The 16,440-nt window shown below is 69.5% G+C and carries 19 protein-coding genes; 5 read left to right on the top strand and 14 right to left on the bottom strand.

Annotated features, from left to right (window positions below):
- Positions 1 to 13: 13 nt before the first annotated feature.
- From BLS95_RS24870 to clpS, 5 genes are all read right to left on the bottom strand, one after another.
- The gene (locus BLS95_RS24870) at positions 14 to 961 is read right to left on the bottom strand and encodes a PLP-dependent cysteine synthase family protein (protein WP_090935673.1); all 948 of its coding nucleotides are present in this window, start codon (positions 959 to 961) and stop codon (positions 14 to 16) included.
- 1 nt (position 962) lies between these two features.
- Complete coding sequence (locus tag BLS95_RS24865; protein WP_090935670.1) at positions 963 to 1,235, bottom strand: MoaD/ThiS family protein; 273 nt, start codon at positions 1,233 to 1,235, stop codon at positions 963 to 965.
- A gap of 277 nt (positions 1,236 to 1,512) precedes the next feature.
- Positions 1,513 to 1,914: a M67 family metallopeptidase gene (locus BLS95_RS24860; RefSeq protein WP_090935667.1), complete on the bottom strand. Its 402-nt coding sequence runs from the start codon at positions 1,912 to 1,914 to the stop codon at positions 1,513 to 1,515.
- Between the two features lie 9 nt (positions 1,915 to 1,923).
- Complete coding sequence (locus BLS95_RS24855; RefSeq protein WP_090935664.1) at positions 1,924 to 2,448, bottom strand: DUF2017 domain-containing protein; 525 nt, start codon at positions 2,446 to 2,448, stop codon at positions 1,924 to 1,926.
- Positions 2,449 to 2,473: 25 nt separating this feature from the next.
- Positions 2,474 to 2,767 carry an ATP-dependent Clp protease adapter ClpS gene (gene clpS, locus BLS95_RS24850; RefSeq protein ID WP_090935661.1) on the bottom strand — a complete coding sequence of 98 codons (294 nt, stop codon included), beginning with the start codon at positions 2,765 to 2,767 and terminating at the stop codon, positions 2,474 to 2,476.
- A 46-nt stretch (positions 2,768 to 2,813) separates the two neighbouring features.
- Here clpS and BLS95_RS24845 point away from each other — a divergent pair, with 46 nt between their 5' ends.
- The 3 genes from BLS95_RS24845 (at position 2,814) to BLS95_RS24835 (ending at position 5,371) form a co-directional block, all read left to right on the top strand.
- Positions 2,814 to 4,097, top strand: a complete 1,284-nt coding sequence (locus BLS95_RS24845) for a nicotinate phosphoribosyltransferase (protein WP_176993373.1) — start codon at positions 2,814 to 2,816, stop codon at positions 4,095 to 4,097.
- Between the two features lie 15 nt (positions 4,098 to 4,112).
- Entirely contained in the window at positions 4,113 to 4,682 is a 570-nt protein-coding gene (gene pncA, locus BLS95_RS24840; RefSeq protein ID WP_090935656.1) for a pyrazinamidase PncA, read from the top strand.
- A 137-nt stretch (positions 4,683 to 4,819) separates the two neighbouring features.
- Entirely contained in the window at positions 4,820 to 5,371 is a 552-nt protein-coding gene (locus tag BLS95_RS24835) for a hypothetical protein (protein ID WP_090935654.1), read from the top strand.
- 36 nt (positions 5,372 to 5,407) lie between these two features.
- Here BLS95_RS24835 and BLS95_RS24830 read toward each other — a convergent pair whose 3' ends face one another.
- The 7 genes from BLS95_RS24830 to BLS95_RS24800 form a co-directional block, all read right to left on the bottom strand.
- The gene (locus tag BLS95_RS24830) at positions 5,408 to 5,785 is read right to left on the bottom strand and encodes an STAS domain-containing protein (RefSeq protein WP_090935651.1); all 378 of its coding nucleotides are present in this window, start codon (positions 5,783 to 5,785) and stop codon (positions 5,408 to 5,410) included.
- A 292-nt stretch (positions 5,786 to 6,077) separates the two neighbouring features.
- Positions 6,078 to 7,829 carry a DEAD/DEAH box helicase gene (locus BLS95_RS24825; protein ID WP_090935648.1) on the bottom strand — a complete coding sequence of 584 codons (1,752 nt, stop codon included), beginning with the start codon at positions 7,827 to 7,829 and terminating at the stop codon, positions 6,078 to 6,080.
- Positions 7,830 to 7,953: 124 nt separating this feature from the next.
- Positions 7,954 to 9,243, bottom strand: a complete 1,290-nt coding sequence (locus tag BLS95_RS24820; RefSeq protein WP_090935646.1) for a hypothetical protein — start codon at positions 9,241 to 9,243, stop codon at positions 7,954 to 7,956.
- A gap of 163 nt (positions 9,244 to 9,406) precedes the next feature.
- Complete coding sequence (locus BLS95_RS24815; RefSeq protein ID WP_245765249.1) at positions 9,407 to 10,804, bottom strand: MFS transporter; 1,398 nt, start codon at positions 10,802 to 10,804, stop codon at positions 9,407 to 9,409.
- Between the two features lie 26 nt (positions 10,805 to 10,830).
- Positions 10,831 to 11,727 (bottom strand): zinc metalloprotease, encoded by an 897-nt coding sequence (locus tag BLS95_RS24810; protein WP_090935640.1) that lies wholly within the window; start codon positions 11,725 to 11,727, stop codon positions 10,831 to 10,833.
- A 75-nt stretch (positions 11,728 to 11,802) separates the two neighbouring features.
- On the bottom strand, positions 11,803 to 12,063 hold the full coding sequence (locus BLS95_RS24805) for a DUF3039 domain-containing protein (protein ID WP_090935637.1): 261 nt from the start codon (positions 12,061 to 12,063) through the stop codon (positions 11,803 to 11,805).
- 157 nt (positions 12,064 to 12,220) lie between these two features.
- Complete coding sequence (locus BLS95_RS24800) at positions 12,221 to 13,816, bottom strand: MFS transporter (RefSeq protein WP_090936055.1); 1,596 nt, start codon at positions 13,814 to 13,816, stop codon at positions 12,221 to 12,223.
- A gap of 155 nt (positions 13,817 to 13,971) precedes the next feature.
- Here BLS95_RS24800 and BLS95_RS24795 point away from each other — a divergent pair, with 155 nt between their 5' ends.
- Positions 13,972 to 14,580, top strand: coding sequence for a TetR family transcriptional regulator (locus BLS95_RS24795; RefSeq protein WP_176993372.1), 609 nt, complete (start codon positions 13,972 to 13,974; stop codon positions 14,578 to 14,580).
- A 14-nt stretch (positions 14,581 to 14,594) separates the two neighbouring features.
- Here BLS95_RS24795 and BLS95_RS24790 read toward each other — a convergent pair whose 3' ends face one another.
- Complete coding sequence (locus BLS95_RS24790; RefSeq protein ID WP_090935631.1) at positions 14,595 to 15,173, bottom strand: YqgE/AlgH family protein; 579 nt, start codon at positions 15,171 to 15,173, stop codon at positions 14,595 to 14,597.
- Positions 15,174 to 15,285: 112 nt separating this feature from the next.
- Between BLS95_RS24790 and BLS95_RS24785 the strand changes: the two genes are divergently transcribed.
- The gene (locus BLS95_RS24785; RefSeq protein ID WP_090935628.1) at positions 15,286 to 15,798 is read left to right on the top strand and encodes a hypothetical protein; all 513 of its coding nucleotides are present in this window, start codon (positions 15,286 to 15,288) and stop codon (positions 15,796 to 15,798) included.
- 7 nt (positions 15,799 to 15,805) lie between these two features.
- Here the strand turns inward: BLS95_RS24785 and BLS95_RS24780 are convergent, their stop codons facing one another.
- Positions 15,806 to 16,420, bottom strand: a complete 615-nt coding sequence (locus tag BLS95_RS24780; protein ID WP_090935626.1) for a TetR/AcrR family transcriptional regulator — start codon at positions 16,418 to 16,420, stop codon at positions 15,806 to 15,808.
- Positions 16,421 to 16,440 lie beyond the last annotated feature (20 nt).

The following is a 16,440-nucleotide window of genomic DNA, read 5'->3' as shown; positions in this document are numbered from 1 at the left end:
CCGGCCACCGCGCTCATGCCCAGAGCTGACCTTCGAGGCGCTCTTCGGCCTCGTCCAGGGTGCCCTCGTAAGCACCCGTGGACAGGTATTTCCAGCCGCCGTCGGCCACCACGAACACGACGTCGGCACGTTGACCCGCCTTGACCGCCTTCCCGGCGACCCCGAGCGCCGCGTGCAGCGCCGCCCCGGTCGAGACCCCGGCGAAGATTCCCTCGGTGGTCAGCAGCTCGCGGGTGCGCCGCAGGGCGTCGGCGGAGCCGACCGAGAAGCGGGTGGTCAGCACGGACTCGTCGTAGAGCTCGGGGATGAAGCCCTCGTCCACGTTGCGCAGCCCGTAGACCAGCTCGCCGTAGCGCGGCTCCGCGGCCACGATCTGCACGTCCGGCACGCGCTCGCGGAGGAACCGCCCGACCCCCATGAGCGTCCCCGTGGTGCCGAGTCCGGCCACGAAATGGGTGACCGTGGGCAGGTCCGCCAGGATCTCGGGGCCCGTCGTCTCATAGTGGGAGCGCCAGTTGGCCGGGTTTCCGTACTGGTAGAGCATCACCCACGACGGATTCTGCGCCGCCAGCTCCTTGGCCCTGCGCACGGCCTCGTTGGAGCCGCCCGCGGCCGGCGAGGAGATGATCTCCGCGCCCCACATGCGCAGGAGCTGGCGCCGCTCCTCCGAGGTGTTCTCCGGCATGACGCAGATCAGCCTGTAGCCCTTGAGCTTGGCCGACATCGCGAGCGAGATGCCGGTGTTGCCGCTGGTGGGCTCCAGGATCGTGCAGCCCGGCTTGAGCAGGCCGTCCTTCTCCGCCTCCTGGATCATCCAGAGCGCGGGCCTGTCCTTGATCGAACCGGTCGGGTTGCGGTCCTCCAGCTTGGCCCAGATCCGCACCTCCGCGGAGGGCGACAGGCGCGGCAGCCCGACCAGAGGCGTACGGCCGACCGAGTCGATCAGTGAGTCGAAACGCATGTCATCCACCGGCGACGGCCGGCAGCACGGTCACCGTGTCGCCGTCGGACACGGGCGTTCCCAGGCCGCCCAGGAAGCGGACGTCCTCGTCGTTGAGGTAGACGTTGACGAAACGGCGCAGGTTGCCCTGGTCGACGAGGCGGTCCTTGATGCCGGGGTGGCGGGACTCAAGATTGCTGATCAGCTCGTCGAGGGTGGCGCCCTCGGCGTTGACGGCCTTCGCGCCGTCGGTGTAGTTGCGCAGGATGGTCGGAATACGAACTTCGATGGCCATCGCGGTCAATCTCCTCAGGTGATGTCGCGGACTCGGCGACATAAGAAGTCTCGTCGTCCCATCGGCAGCAACGCCGATGGTTGGATGCAGATTCCGGAACGCTTCCGATGAGAAAACCCGCTCACCGGACCGCCCGCCCCACCGCGGCCTGCACGGTCAGGGGCGCGAGGAAGGCCCGCCCGGCGGATTTTTCAGCGGGCAGCCGTGATCGATGGACAGTCGTAGACGACGACAGCCGGGGTATGCGCGAAGAGGAAGCTCTGTACGGCCCACCCCATCATGGGATAAACCTTACCTCTTCCTCTGTGATCACGCCTTCGAGGATGCGGTAGGACCGGAACTCCACCTCGTTCTCGTCCCTGGTGGAGACCAGGACGTAGTGGGCGTCCGGCTCGGAGGCGTAGGACACGTCGGTGCGCGACGGGTAGGCCTCGGTGGCGGTGTGAGAGTGGTAGATCACGACGGGCTCCTCGTCGCGGTCGTCCATCTCACGCCAGACCCGGAACTGCTCCATCGAGTCGAAGGCGTAGAACGTTGGCGAACGCTCGGCGTTCGCCATCGGGATGAAGCGCTCGGGCACGCCGTTCTTGCCCGCGATGACGCCGCACGCCTCGTCGGGGTGGTCGGCCCGGGCGTGCGCGACGATCTTGTCCACAAGTTCCTGCGAGATCGACAGCATGCCCGGAAATTACCAGAGGGCCCGGACCAGGCTGTCCTGGAGGTAGGTCAGCCAGTCGTAGGTGACGTAGGCCGGGTAGCGGGGGTCCTCCTCCGACATCATCGCGATCTCCTCGTGCACCTCTTCGGTCACCTCAAGCTTGGTGCCGAGGGTGAGGCGTACGTCGTTGAGCGCGCGCAGCCAGGCCTGGGCCTGCTCCGAGGTGAGCTCGGCACGGCCCGACCTGGCGGTGTCGAAGACGGTCTGGGCGTCGGCCCGCTTGCCGTCGCGCAGCGTGGCCTCAGTGTAGCGGCGGAACTCGGCCGCCTCCTTCACGTCCTCGTACGCCGACGGGAACAGCCTGGCCAGCACCGGATCCGAGGGCGCGTCCCCGCCTCCGATGCCCAGGGCGCGCTCCAGCGGGTCGTCGCTCGTCTCCCCCGGCGAGACCAGGCCGAGCATCATCGAGACCAGCGAGCGCAGCAGCGAAACCTCCGCCGCCTCGAACTCCGCGACGACGCCGCCGTTCTTGCCCTGCGAGAACCCCGAACTCACCCGAGTCGCCTCACTCGTCCCATGTCTACTTGACCGAATCCGGCTGGAGCGTCGCCCACAGGCCGTAGGAGTGGAGAATCTGCACATCGCGTTCCATCTCTTCGCGCGTGCCGCTGGACACGACCGCCTTGCCCTTGTGGTGAACGTCCAGCATGAGCTTTTCGGCCTTCTCCTTGGTGTAGCCGAAGACCGTTTGAAAGACATAGGTCACGTAGGACATCAGGTTGACCGGGTCGTTCCAGACGATGGTCACCCATGGCAGATCGGGTCGGACGTCCGATGACGGACGCTCAACGGCGATTGGAGCGGTGCTACCCACATTCACGAGTCTGCCCTATCTGGGCCGTAGTCTTCGAGTCGTGACAATGACCATGAGCACTGCGTTGCTCACAGATCACTATGAGCTGACGATGTTGCAGGCCGCCCTCCGGAGCGGGGCGGCCCATCGGCGGGCGGTTTTCGAGGTGTTCGCCAGGCATCTGCCCGGCGGGCGGCGCTACGGGGTTGTCGCGGGCACCGGGCGTGTCCTGGACGAGCTGGAACGCTTCCGCTTCGGTGAGGAAGAACTCACCTACCTCCGGGAGAACCGGGTGGTCGACGAGACGACTCTGGCGTTTCTCGCCGATTACCGATTTTCCGGCAACATCTACGGCTACCGCGAGGGCGAGCTGTACTTCCCGGCCTCCCCGATCATGGTGGTGGAGGGCACGTTCGCGGAGGCCGTACTGCTGGAGACGATCACGCTGTCGATCCTCAACCATGACTGCGCCATCGCCTCGGCCGCCTCCCGGATGACCAACGCCGCGGGCAAGCGGCCGCTCATCGAGATGGGCTCGCGCCGCACGCACGAGGGCGCCGCGGTGGCCGCCGCCAGGGCCGCCTACATCGCCGGGTTCGCCTCGACCTCCAACCTCCAGGCCGGGCGGATGTACGGCGTTCCCACGGCCGGTACGGCGGCGCACGCGTTCACGTTGCTGCACGACTCGGAGCGGGCGGCGTTCGAGGCCCAGATCGCCACCCTCGGGCCGGAGACGACGCTGCTGGTGGACACGTACGACGTGGCCGCCGCGGTCCGCACGGCCGTCGAGCTGGCCGGCCCCAAGCTGGGCGCGGTCCGCATCGACTCGGGCGACCTGGCCGCCGCTGCCCAGGAGGTGCGCGAGCAGCTCGACGCCCTCGGCGCCTTCAACACCCGCATCCTCGTCACCTCCGACCTCGACGAGTACGCCATCGCCGCCCTGGCCGCCGCCCCCGTGGACGGCTACGGCGTCGGCACCTCCCTCGTCACCGGCTCCGGCGTCCCCACCGCGGCCCTCGTCTACAAGCTGGTGGCCAGGGAGACGGCCACGGGCAAGCTGGAGCCCGTGGCCAAGCGCTCGGTGGGCAAGCCCTCGCGTGGCGGGCGCAAGGAGGCGTACCGGCTGCTGGACGCCGCCGGCAACGTGGAGACCGAGCTCATCACCACCGGCGGCCCGGCCCCCGAGGGCGGCATCCCCCTGCTGCACGAGCTGGTGCGCGACGGCCGGATCGTCGGCGGCGAACCCCTGCGGGCCGCCCGCGAACGCCACGCCGCGGCCGTCGCCTCCCTCCCCCAGGAAGCCCTCCACCTCGGCAGGGGGTACGCGGCCATCCCCACGGAGTTCGCCTGACGTATCGTGCTAGATATGGGCACCGCGTTGATCATCGTTGACGTTCAGAACGACTTCTGCGAGGGCGGCAGCCTTGCCGTGGCCGGCGGCTCGGAGGTGGCCGCGGCGATCACCCGCCATGTGGCCGCCCACCCCTACGACCACGTGGTGGCGACCAGGGACTACCACGTCCAGCCCGGCGACCATTTCTCCGGCTCCCCCGACTATGTCTTCACCTGGCCCGCGCACTGCGTGGCCGGCACGCCGGGGGCGGACTTCCACCCGTCGCTCGACACGTCGGCGGTGGCGGAGGTCTTCAGCAAGGGCGCCTACGCGGCGGCGTACAGCGGTTTCGAGGGCGCCTCCGGTGCCGGGCAGCCGCTGGCGCAGTGGCTGCGGGAGCGCGGGGTGCACGAGGTGGACGTGGTGGGCATCGCCACCGACCACTGCGTCCGGGCCACGACGCTCGACGCGGTCAAGAACGGCCTGGCGGTGCGGGTCCTGCTGAACCTGACGGCAGGCGTGGCCCCGACCACGACGGAGGCGGCGCTGGCCGAGATGGAGGACGCGGGCGCCATCCTGCGGGGAGCACCCGTGGTGGGCTGACCCCCCGATCGGCCGACGATCACGAAGAGTATGCGATATGCAACTCTCAGGTCATGTGATATCCAAGAGGGCGAACCCTCTCCGAATCCACGCTAATACGGAGAGTAATCATCCTTCCACCCTCGCGGAGGTTTTCCATGCTGGCGCTCTCCCTTGGTGTGGCCTGGCTCCTCCTCGCCCCCCTCAGCTTGTGGTTGATCGTGAGGGGCACCAGCGGCGAGCGAGCGGGCGCGATCGTGACACTGGTGCTGCTGGAGGGGGGCACGATCGTGATGAGTTCCGCCCTCCATCCCGCCGCCATCACCCCGTCCGCGGCGGCGCACGCACTGCCGCCCGCACCGCCGACCTGCGACAACAGCGTCCCGATGCCCAGGTCCGCGGAGATGGGCGAGGACGTCGTACTGACCTGGACGGCCACCCCGCACGAGTGCGGGACCGCCGACGTCGTGGTCCACGCCAAGGGCAGGAAACTGCTGTTCTGGCTGCACGAGAGCCCGGCGGAACGGACCCGTACAAGCACGCTCACGCTGAGTGACGGAAGGGCCTTCATCCTCCCCGTGCAGGTCCACGATGGCGTTGCCGCACTGACCATCCCGTTGCACGGCAAAGCCGGATATGTCCCAATTGATGGCCGCACCGGGCGTCGGATACCGAAACCTGTCACTCCGGTAAGCAATGCGACCATGTGACCATGTGACCATGGGCCCGCGCCCGGCCGAGGCGGTCTAGGACGCCGAGACGGCCAGCCGCAGGGCGTCGTCGAACCTCGCGAAGACCTCGAACGCGTGGCGCAGCCCGGTGATCGACAGCACCCGCGCCATGACGCCCTGCACGCCGCCGAGCAGCAGCCGCGTGCCCCGGGCCTCACAACGCTGCATGACGCTGATGAGCTCGCTCATTCCCATCGAGTCGCAGAACCCGACCTCGCCGAGATCGAGGATCAGGAAGGGCTGGGGAGGAAGGTCCCAGACATGCCGCAGGTGGTCCTGTAACACCGGCACCGCGTTGACGTCGAGTTCGCCTTCGAGCCTGACGATGACGGCGTTTCCAGAGAGGCCGGAGGTGACGACGAGCATCGACCTTCCGGAAGCCTCAGACGACATGGGCAGAGTCCTTTTGCATATCCGAAATCAGCCAAGAGTGGTTGTTGCCGCTCCTGTCGAGTTTCTAACAAATGACCACTGCTGCGGGCCCAAATGCACAGAGTCACGCAATGTCACCATAGGCACCACCCACCTACCCACGTGCGATCGGGACCCTATGTTCCCTACCGGCGGCATGGCCACGTCGTGCGGCCAGGACGGAACTCTGACAGCGACCGATGGGAGCTGTGCGGCACCCTGGACAGGCGGGCCCGGTCACCGACCGCTCGCCGGCGGTCGGTGGGCCCGCTCGTCAGCGGCGTTGGGTGGCCCAGCGGCGGATCGTGTCGATGCGCTCCTGGATCTGCTCGGCGGTGGCCTGGGCGATCGGCGGTCCGCCGCACGAGCGGCGCAACTCCGAGTGGATGACGCCGTGCGGCTGGCCCGTGCGGTGGTTCCACGCGCCTACCAGGCCGTTGAGCTCGCGTCTCAGGTCGGCGATCTGCTCGTGCGGGGCCAGTGCCGGCTGCGGCTCCTGCGCGGTCTGCTTGCGCTTGGCGGCCTGCTGCTCCGACTGCCGCTTACGCAGCAGCGTCGCCACCTGGTCGGGCTCCAGCAGGCCGGGCAGCCCGAGGAAGTCCTCCTCCTCGGCCGAGCCGATCTCCGCTCCGGTGCCGAACTCACCCCCATCGAACAGCACCCGGTCGAACGTGGCCGAGGTCTCCATCGTCTCGAACGGGAGCTCGTCACCCAGGACGTCGGGATTGTCCTTCTGGCGGTTTTCCCGCTCCAGCAGGCTGTCGTCGAGGCCGTCCTCCGGAGGCTTCTTGTTGAGCACGTGGTCGCGCTCGGCCTCCATCTCGTTGGCCAGCCCCATGAGCGTGGGCACCGAGGGGAGGAAGACCGAGGCGATCTCGCCGCGCTTGCGGGCCCGCACGAAGCGGCCCACGGCTTGGGCGAAGAAGAGCGGGGTGGAGGTCGAGGTGGCGTAGACGCCCACGCACAGGCGGGGGATGTCGACGCCCTCGGAGACCATGCGCACGGCCACGAGCCAGCGGGCCTCCGAGGCGGAGAACTGCTTGATCTTCTTGGAGGCGCCCGGGTCGTCGGAGAGCACCACGGTGGCGCCCTCGCCGGAGATGTTGCGCAGGTGGCGGGCGTAGGCGCGGGCGGTCTCGTGGTCGGTGGCGATGACCAGGCCACCGGCATCGGGCACGCCCCGCCGCACCTCGGTCAGGCGCCGGTCGGCGGCCTGCATGACCTGGCGGATCCAGTCGCCCTTGGGGTCGAGCGCGGCCCGCCACGCCTGTGAGAGCTGGTCCTTGGTGAGCGGCGTGCCGAGCGTGGCGGCGATCTCGTCGCCCGCGCGGGTGCGCCACTTCATCTCGCCGGAGTAGGCCAGGAAGATCACCGGCCGGACGACGCCGTCGTCGAGGGCCGGGCCGTAGCCGTAGGAGTAGTCGGCGACGCTGCGCTTGAGGCCCTCGCCGTCCTCCTCGTAGGCGACGAACGGGATCGGGTTGTCGTCGGACCTGAACGGCGTGCCGGTGAGCTGGAGCCGGCGGGTGGCGGGCTCGAACGCCTCGCGCACCCCGTCGCCCCAGGACTTGGCGTCGCCCGCGTGGTGGATCTCGTCGAAGATCACCAGCGTCTTGCGGGCCTCCGTGCGCGCCCTGTGCAGGGCCGGGTGCATCGCGACCTGCGCGTAGGTCACCGCGACCCCGGTGTAGTCGCGTGAGGTCGTGCCCTGGCTGTTCTTGAACTCGGGGTCGATGCCGATGCCGACCCGCCCGGCGGCGTCGGCCCACTGGCGCTTGAGGTGCTCGGTGGGGGTGACGATGGTCACCGCCCTGATCACCCCGTTGGCGAGCAACTCGCTGGCGATGCGCAGGGCGTAGGTCGTCTTGCCCGCGCCCGGCGTCGCCACGGTGAGGAAGTCACGCGGCTCGCGCCTGAAGTAGAGGTCGAACGCCTCCTGCTGCCAGGCACGCAGTTTGGGGGCGGTGCCCCAAGCGGCTCGGTCTGGAAAGGAAGGCGAAAGGTGGGACGCGGCGAAGGTGCTCACCGCATCACCTCTGGGGTTCGTGTGCTTCGCTCTCTCACAGTGACCCAAGAGTAGACGGGCGCACTGACAAGACGTGCCGTGAGCCGGGGATTCTGGCCAAGGTCTTTCGCACGTGCTATGCGGCTTATCGGATGCTCGTCATGACCGCGTCCAGCGCCTGCCTGCGGCTGGTTTCCTCGGGCTGGAGCAGCCCGACGAGCAGTACGGCCCGGTCGGGCCCCTCGTCGCGAGTGAGCAGCATCACCCGCAGGAAGGCGGGCTGGTTGCTCACGTCCTGATATTCCGCCCGCAGCGCCCTGGTGTGACCGCCCGGGAACTCCCTGTCCTCGACGACCGTCAGCTTGTCCCCCTTCAGCAGCAGCCTGGAGTACAGCTCCGCCGCCTCCGCCGTGGCCTTCTTCGCGTTCTCCACCGGCCCGGGGACCGGCCGGGCCATGACGAGCCCCCCGCCCCCGTCCCTCATCACCGACGTGAACCCTGTCACCGGCGCCACCGGGTCGGTGTGCCACCCCGCCGGCAGGGTCACCGTCACCCCCGCCAGCGAGTCGCTCAACCGCCCGCTCTCCGCCTCCGGCGCGGTGAGCCTGAACACCACGGCGGTCGCCCCGGCCACCAGCGCCATCCCGGCCACCGTGGCGACCAGTACGCCCCTCCACCGCCGCCACACCCGCCCACCGCCGCCGCGGCGCGTCCCCGGATCCGTCGGAGAGCCGTGAATTCGCGCGGAGGGAGGTAATGCCTCCCAATCCCCGTCCTCGGGCTCCCTGGCGCCTTCCAGCCCCCGCAGCGCCGCCGTCCTTCCAACCCTCGGTCTCCAGGACTCCCCGTCGTCCTCGGTCCGGCCGCCCCCCGGGCCCCAAGGCTCCTCGTCGTCCTCGGTCCGGCCCCTCCCCGGGCCCCAGGACTCCTCGTCGTCGTCGGCTCTGCCGCTCCGCGGGCTCCAGAGCTCCTCGTCGTCCTCGGTCCCGCCGCTTCTCGCGTTCCAGGACTCCTCGTCATCGTCGGCTCTGCCGTTCCCCGGGCTCCTGGGCTGCTCGTCGTCCTCGTCGACCAGATCCAGCGGATGCGATCGCTTACGCGGAATCCACCGCCTCCGCCGCTTCGGCGACCCGTCCTGAATCGTGTCCCAGGCGGACTCCGGATCCTCCCAGCCGGCATCCGGGTCCTCCCAGTGGGACTGGAGCGCCTCCCACGCGGCCTCCGAGCCCTTCCCCAGGGACGTCGGCCTCTCCCACGCGGACTCCGGCCCCACCCGTCCGGTGGTGATGCCCCACGCGGGCTCCGGGTCCGCACGCCCGGACGTGGGGTCCTCCGGCGCGGTCTCCGGCTCGGGCTCGGGGTCCGCTGGAGGAGTACGGCGGTGTCTGGCCGCGGGCCGCGATGGCGGCGGCCAGACCCGGTGATCATCCTCCATGGGCCCTCCTCCCCGTCCCGCTTGTCCTATCACTCCTCGCCCCGGGCATCAGGAGAACCGTGATCGCTGTGACGGAAGGGACGGAATTCAGCAACTGCGCCGGAAACAGCGGAGTCGCCGGAGAAGGGGAAGTGTGCCCGAGTGCAGCTCGTACGCCCTGAGTTCAGCGAGTACGCCCCGCCAGCAAGGTGGCGATCAAGGCGATACCCGCCATGAGGAGGCAGATGACGACGAATCCGGTGGCGATCTCCCCGGCGGAGTGCCCGATGAGGTTGATCAGCGCACCGCCGGCCCCGATCGACAGCGCCGAGCCCAGCTGGTCCGACACCGACAGCGCCGCCGAGTTGGCCCCCTGCTCGCTCACCGGCGACTGCTGCAGCGCCGTGACGCTGACCGTGGTCATGCCGAACCCCATCCCGAACCCGGCCACGATCCACGCGGGCACCGCGATCCACCCGCTCACCCCGGGCAGTACGCACAGCAGGCAGATCAGGGTCGAGACCATGACCCCCGCCGCCCCCAGCCGGATCCTGAGGTGCGACGACCCTGCCCGCCTGCTCTGCAGGTACGACCCCGCGGACCACCCCAGCGCCCCGGTCGTCAGCGCGATCCCCGCCTGGCTCAGCGGGAAGCCCTTGACCTCCTCCAACGCCAGCGGGATGAAGGAGTTCACGCCGAAGAACGCGGCCGAGAAGAACCCTCTCATCATCACCGTGGTGGCCAGCCCGCGGCGGAACCGCAACGCCCCCGGGGGCATCAGCCGGTAGACCCCGTACACGAGGAACGCGAGCCCCACCACCGCCTCGATCGTCCCGGGCACCGGACGCAGGTGCAGCCGGTTCACCCCGTGCAGCAGCACCCCGGCCCCGCCCGCGGTGGCGGTGGCGGCCAGCGTCATCGCGACCGGCCGGGAACGCGGCCCGCGCACCTGCTCACCGGGCGCGTCCTCGCCGGGCGCGGAGCGCATCCGCAGCTCCGGGACGAGCATCACCAGCGCGGGCACCACCAGCGGGATGATCCCGAAGAACACGAACCGCCAGTCCCACTGGGTCGCCACGAACCCCGCAACGGCCGGCCCCACCATGGCGGGCAGCACCCAGGCGGCCGACACCGCCGCGAACGCCTTGGGCCGTGCGTCCGCCGGATAGACCCGAGCGATCATCACCAGCAGCGCCACGACGGCGGCCCCCGCACCCAGCCCCTGTACGGCCCTGGCCACCAGGAAGATCACCGCCGACTCGGCCGCCCCCGCCAGCGCCATCCCGGTCACGAACAGCACCACCCCGGCCAGGAACGGCAGCGGGTAACCACGCCGGTCCGACCACAGCCCGGCCACCACGTTCGCGAAGAGGCTGGCGATGAGGAAGGCCGAGAAGCTGAGCCCGTAGAGGTCCAGGGCGTGCAGCTCTTTGGCGAGTTGGGGCATGACAACGCCTACCGACATGCCCTCGAAGGCGATCAGCGTGATCACCAGGAGGATGCCGAGGGTGGCCGTACGGTATTCGGGGCCGAAGATACGAGGGGGTTGGTGGGGAGCGTCGAGTGCCTTTGGTGCTGTCACTCGCACATGGTAGTTTGCCCGGAACTTCAGGCATCGGCGGTGTTGCGGTACACCGCCCACATCTCATGCATGCGCACCGCCTGCCCCCGCGTGAACTCCGACATGCACCGGTCGTGGGCGTAGTCCATGAAGTTGTGCGAGGGGTCCTCGCCCGGGCGGGTGCAGGTGTCCCTGCCCGGCGGGCACGCCTCGCTCGGCCTGGCCTCGGCCGGGGTGTCCTCGACGCCGTCGCCGGGCGGCTCGCAGCCGTTCTCGAAGGTGTGGAAGAGGCCGAGCCAGTGGCCGATCTCGTGTACGCCGGTGAACCCCAGGTTGTAGTTGCTCATCGCGCCCCCGGGCAGGCTGCGCCAGTCGATCACCACGCCGTCGAGCTCGGGCGCGCCCTCGTACCAGTAGGGGTAGCTGGCGAAGCCCAGCATGAGCTGGTTGAGCTGGGCGATGTAGAGGTTGAGCGTGTCGGCCCCGCCCTGGTGCAGGGCGTTCTTCATGGCCTTCTCGTGGCCGACGGGATCGGTGAACCAGGCGGCGTGCCTCTTGACGTCGATGCCGTCCAGCCGAAACCGCACGCCGGTGTCCACGCCGCCGAAGACGCCGCCGTACGCGGAGTTGAGCGTGTCGATCTGGGCCCTGACGACCTCGTCGGAGACCTGGCGCTCGTCGCGGACGATGACGTGCACGCGGGTGGGAACGGTGATCTGGCCGGACGGCGTCATCCCGGCCAGCCGCTCGTCCAGCTCGGCCATGACCCTGGCCACGTCTCCCGGCTTGGGCGAGCGCGGGTGCGGCGACCGCGCGGGAGTGGCCGGAGCGGCGGAAGTGGCGGCGGCGCAACCGGCCGCCAGAGCCGCGCCGGGCCGGAGCAGCGGCACGAGCCCGGCCGCGAGCAGGCATGCCAACGAGACGGCGGTCGCGCGCCGGGCCATACGGTCCCCCCATGATCTGACCTGATCCGGCTACTGACCGTAGCCTCAGGCAGGGGGATTACCGCTCAGCAACACTCACTGCTTGTCGTCGCCCTCGCCACCGCCCGGGGGCAGGCCCTCGTAGATCTCCTTGCACTCCGGGCAGACCGGGTATTTCTTCGGGTCGCGGCTGGGCACCCAGACCTTGCCGCACAGGGCGCGGATGGGCGTGCCCGTCACCATGCTCTCGGTGATCTTGTGCTTGTCCGCGTAGTGCGCGAACCGCTCGTGATCGCCGTCGCCGTGCGACGTCCGCGGAGTGGTCTCCTGCTCTGGGAGGATCTTCGTGGTGCTCACGCCACCGAGTTTATGCCCGCCCGCGAGCGCCTCCCGACAACCCACGCGCAACCGCCGCGAGCCCCCTCCCGGCACATACGGCGGGCCGCCCCGGCGCCCGTCCCGACACACGCGTACGGCCCCCGCCGGGGATGGCGAGGGCCGTACGGAAGCCGGGTCAGCCCATGTGGACCGGCGCGCCCTCGGTCTTCCTGCCGGCCCTGACGAACAGCGTCAGAGCGGCGGTCAGCACCGCGATGGCCGTGCTCACCAGGAAGGCCAGGTGCATGCCGTCCATGAAGGACATGTGCACGGCCTCACCGATCTGCTGCGGCACCCCGGGCGGCACCGCGCCGAACGCGGCCGCCTTCTCCAGCGCCGTCATCTGGGCCGCCGGGATCTCCTGGGCCGCGGGGCCGAGGTAGCCGGGCAGCTTGCTGGAGATCTCGCCGGCCATCACGGCGCCCAGGATCGCGGTGCCGAGCGCGCCGCCGACCTGCATGGCCGACTGCTGCACACCACCGGCGACCCCGCTCAGCTCCACCGGCGCGTTGCCCACGATGATCTCCGTGGCGCCCACGAAGACCGGCGACAGGCCGAAGGCCAGCAGCACGAACGGGATGCCGCTCTCGATGAACGAGGCGTCGATGCTGAGCTGGGACATGAGGAACATCGACAACGCGGTGATCAGCAGACCGGCGGCCATCGTGATCTTCGGTCCGAGGCGGCCGATCGCCATGCCCGCCAGCGGCGAGGCGACGATCATGCCGGCGCTCATCGGCAGCATGCGCAGGCCGGCCTCCAGCGGGGTCAGCCCGTGCACGCCCTGGAAGAAGAAGCCCAGGAAGAACATCGCGCCGAACATGGCGAAGGCGACCATCATCATCAGCACCGTGCCGATGGAGATCGAGGGGTTCCTGAACAGCGACAGCGGGACCAGCGGCTGGCGCGCCCTGGACTGCCAGAAGATGAAGCCCGCGATGAGCACCACGAACGCCGCCACGAAGGTCAGCGTCGTGGAGTCGCCCCAGCCCCACTCGGGAGCCTTGATGATCGTCCAGACCAGCGAGAACATCGCGCCGGACAGCAGCACCACGCCGAGCCAGTCGATCCTGGCCAGCGTCTGCACCCGGTTATCCTTGATCAGGAAGATGCCCATGACCAGCGCGACGATGCCGACGGGCGCGTTGATGAAGAAGACCGACTGCCAGCTGACGTTCTCGACCAGCACACCGCCCACGATCGGACCGGCCGCGCTGGACAGGCCGATGATCGCGCCCCAGGCGCCCATCGCCTGGTTCAGCTTCTCCCCCGGGAAGGCCGAGCGCAGCAACGCCAGCGCGGCGGGCTGCAGCAACGCTCCGAACAGGCCCTGCAGCACCCGCAGGGCGATCAGCGCGCCGACCGGCGAGATGCCGGGAATGAGGTCGGGCAGTTCCGCGCTGAGACCGATGCCCACCGACGAGACCGCGAACCCCGCCACACCGATGAGGAAGACCCGCTTGTGCCCGAACAGGTCACCCAGCTTGCCCGCGGTGATCAGGAACACCGCCAGCGCCAGCAGATAGCCGCTGGTCACCCACTGCAGATCGGACAGTGACGCCTTCAACTCGACCTGGATGACCGGATTGGCGATGCCCACGACGGTGCCGTCGAGCATCACCATGATGACGCCCAGGCTGACCGCCAGCAGCACCAGCCATGGATTGCCGCCGGTCCCCACCTTCGTGGGGCCGGGCGACGACGGCGCGTCGACCGCCTTCGCTTGAGCCATGAAGTCCCCCTGAGTCCACAGAAGCCCCACACCGGGGCTTTTATCACCTAAGTCACAGGTAATTTATGTCAGTGGATGACAGATTGCAATCGACTTTCATCCGGCGGCCTATGACATATGGCACACTGTGACAGAAAGGTTTCGAGGGAGTGACGGTGGGTCTACGGGAGCTGAAGAAGGAACGCACGCGGCTGTCGATCCTCGACGCCGCGCTCGACCTGTTCCTCGAACAAGGATACGAGTCCACCACTGTGGAGCAGATAGCGGGGGCCGTGGAGATCTCGCCCCGCACCTTTTTCCGGTACTTCACCAGCAAGGATCACCTGGTGCTGTGGTTTCACGACCACGGCGAGGGGATCATGCTGGAGACCCTGCGGTCCGTGCCGTCCGACGAGCCTCCGTTCACGGCACTCATGCACGCCGTACGCGCGGTGCTGAGCGACATGCAGGGTTCAACGCCCGCGGACGCGCAGAGGTTCCTGAAACTGCGCCGGCTGCTGGAGGAGCACCCGCACCTCGTCGGCCTGTCGGTGGCCCGGGGCGCCGACACCGAGCGCCGGATGGCCGAGCTGATCGCCGCCCGCCGCGGCACCGACCCCGACCAGGACCAGCTCTGCCACCTGATCGTGGCCTTCGCCATGTCCACGATGCGGGTCGGCTTCGAGTGCCCGCGCCGCGACGGCACGGTGACGGAGATCATCGATCGCATGCGCGAGACCATCGCCCTGGCCGAGCGCTCCCTGCGCCCGGGCTGGGACCTCTGACCGGAAACCCTGGGTCAGTTCAGCGTCGGGTCGTCCGGGCAGGTGGCCACGAAGGCCAGTTCGCCAGGTTGCCGCCGCAGCACGTGCCGCCAGAGCGAGCCGGGGTCCCCATGGAAGGTGTCGCCGACCTCGGAGTCGACGACATACCAGGCGCCCTCCGCGATCTCGCTTTCGAGCTGGCCCGACGACCACCCCGCATATCCCGCGAAGATCCGCATCTGGGCGATCTCTCCCTGGAGGATCTCGGGCGGAGCGTCCAGGTCGACCGTCCCCAGCCGGGAGACGGCCGGGGTGCCCGCGTGCAGCCTGCGCCAGCCGAGCGGCTCCTCCCCGCTGGGCACCGCCGCCAGCGCCAGCGCACTGTCGGTCTGCACCGGCCCGCCCTCGAAGAGCACGGAGGGCCCCGTCACCAGCGGATCCCAGACGGGGAGCACCTGCGTCACCGAGATGTCGCTCGGCCTGTTGAGCACGACGCCCAAGGTTCCGCCGTCGAGGTCGTGTTCGAGGATCAGCACGACGCTACGCCGGAAGTTGGGGTCGTCGAGAAGCGGCGTCGCCACCAACAAACCGCCGACGTAGATCGCTTCCGCCATACATCCATCATGAAGGGTAATGAGGGGGGCGCGCTCCCCTAGAGTGTCCATGTTACTCTCCGCGCACACATGGGCACCTTACGTACCATAGATCACACCCTGGAGGGAGCGCATGCGCACCGGATTCCGTCTCGCCCTGGCCACCTTTCCGGTGGGCTTCGCGCTGTTTCTTCCCTCCGCGGCGCACGCCTGGCCGTGGCCCCGCCCCGACGCCGGCGACCCGTTCACGATGTCGGTCGACGACGTGGCCTGCGGCACGGGACGAGTGGCCGTCCGGCTGCACAACCAGAGCCGCCAGCCCGTCTACTACAGCCTCAAGGCCGACTCGTCGAGCGTGTCCAGCGGCGCCATCCCGGCCCGCGACACGATCGTCAAGCACGTCCCGGTGCACAAGGGCAGCAACGCCGAGATCGAGGCGTACCACGTCACCGACAAGCAACCCGAGGCGCTCATCGACTCCACCATCGTCGACAACGACTGCCCCTGGGGCCATCGCACCGGCCACCTGCCCTTCACCGGCCCGCCCACCGACCTCATGGCCAAGCTCGCCACCGCGGGCGGCCTGGTGGTGATGGGCGGGATCCTGTGGTGGTACGGCTCCATCTGGCCGCGCAGGCTCCCCTGACCCGGGTCTACGGCCTGACGAAGGCGCCGGCCCGGGCGGCGGCCAGCGCGCGCGAGACCGACGCCTCGGCGTCCTCGCGCGTCACCGGCTCCCTGGTGACCATCAGGCGGTAGTAGAGCGGGGCCGAGACCGCGCGCACCACTTCCCTGCCGTCCGTGCCCTCGGGCAGCTCGCCCCGCTTGACGGCCAGGTCCACGACGTGGGCCCACTCCTCGATGCGGCGCAGATAGAACGAGCGCAGCGCCTGGGCGGCCTGCTCGTCGCAGGTGGCGGCGGCGATCACCGCCTGGAGCGTGGACCCGAGCCGCTCGTCGGCGAGCGCGCGCTGCACGCTCAGGGCGTTGGCGCGCAGGTCCTCCTCGACCGTGCCCATGTCCGTGTGGGACGAGGACTGGTTGGCCAGCTCGGTCATGAGGTCCGCGACCAGCCCCGCGGGGCTTCCCCAGCGCCGGTAGACCGTCGTCTTGCCGACCCCCGCCCTGGCCGCGACCTGGTCCATGGTCAGGCCGTGGAAGCCGTGCTCGACCAGCCCGTTCTGTGTCGCCTCCAGCACGGCCGCGCGCACCCGCGCGGTGCGACCCCCCGGTCGCACGGTTCCCGCCGAACGGGAAGGTTGGTCCATCTGGTCTCCTTCTCGCCGCC

Origin of the sequence: Nonomuraea jiangxiensis, from assembly GCF_900099965.1 — a bacterium.
Classification (GTDB): Bacteria; Actinomycetota; Actinomycetes; order Streptosporangiales; family Streptosporangiaceae; genus Nonomuraea; species Nonomuraea jiangxiensis.
This window is presented reverse-complemented; position numbering and strand designations above follow the sequence as displayed.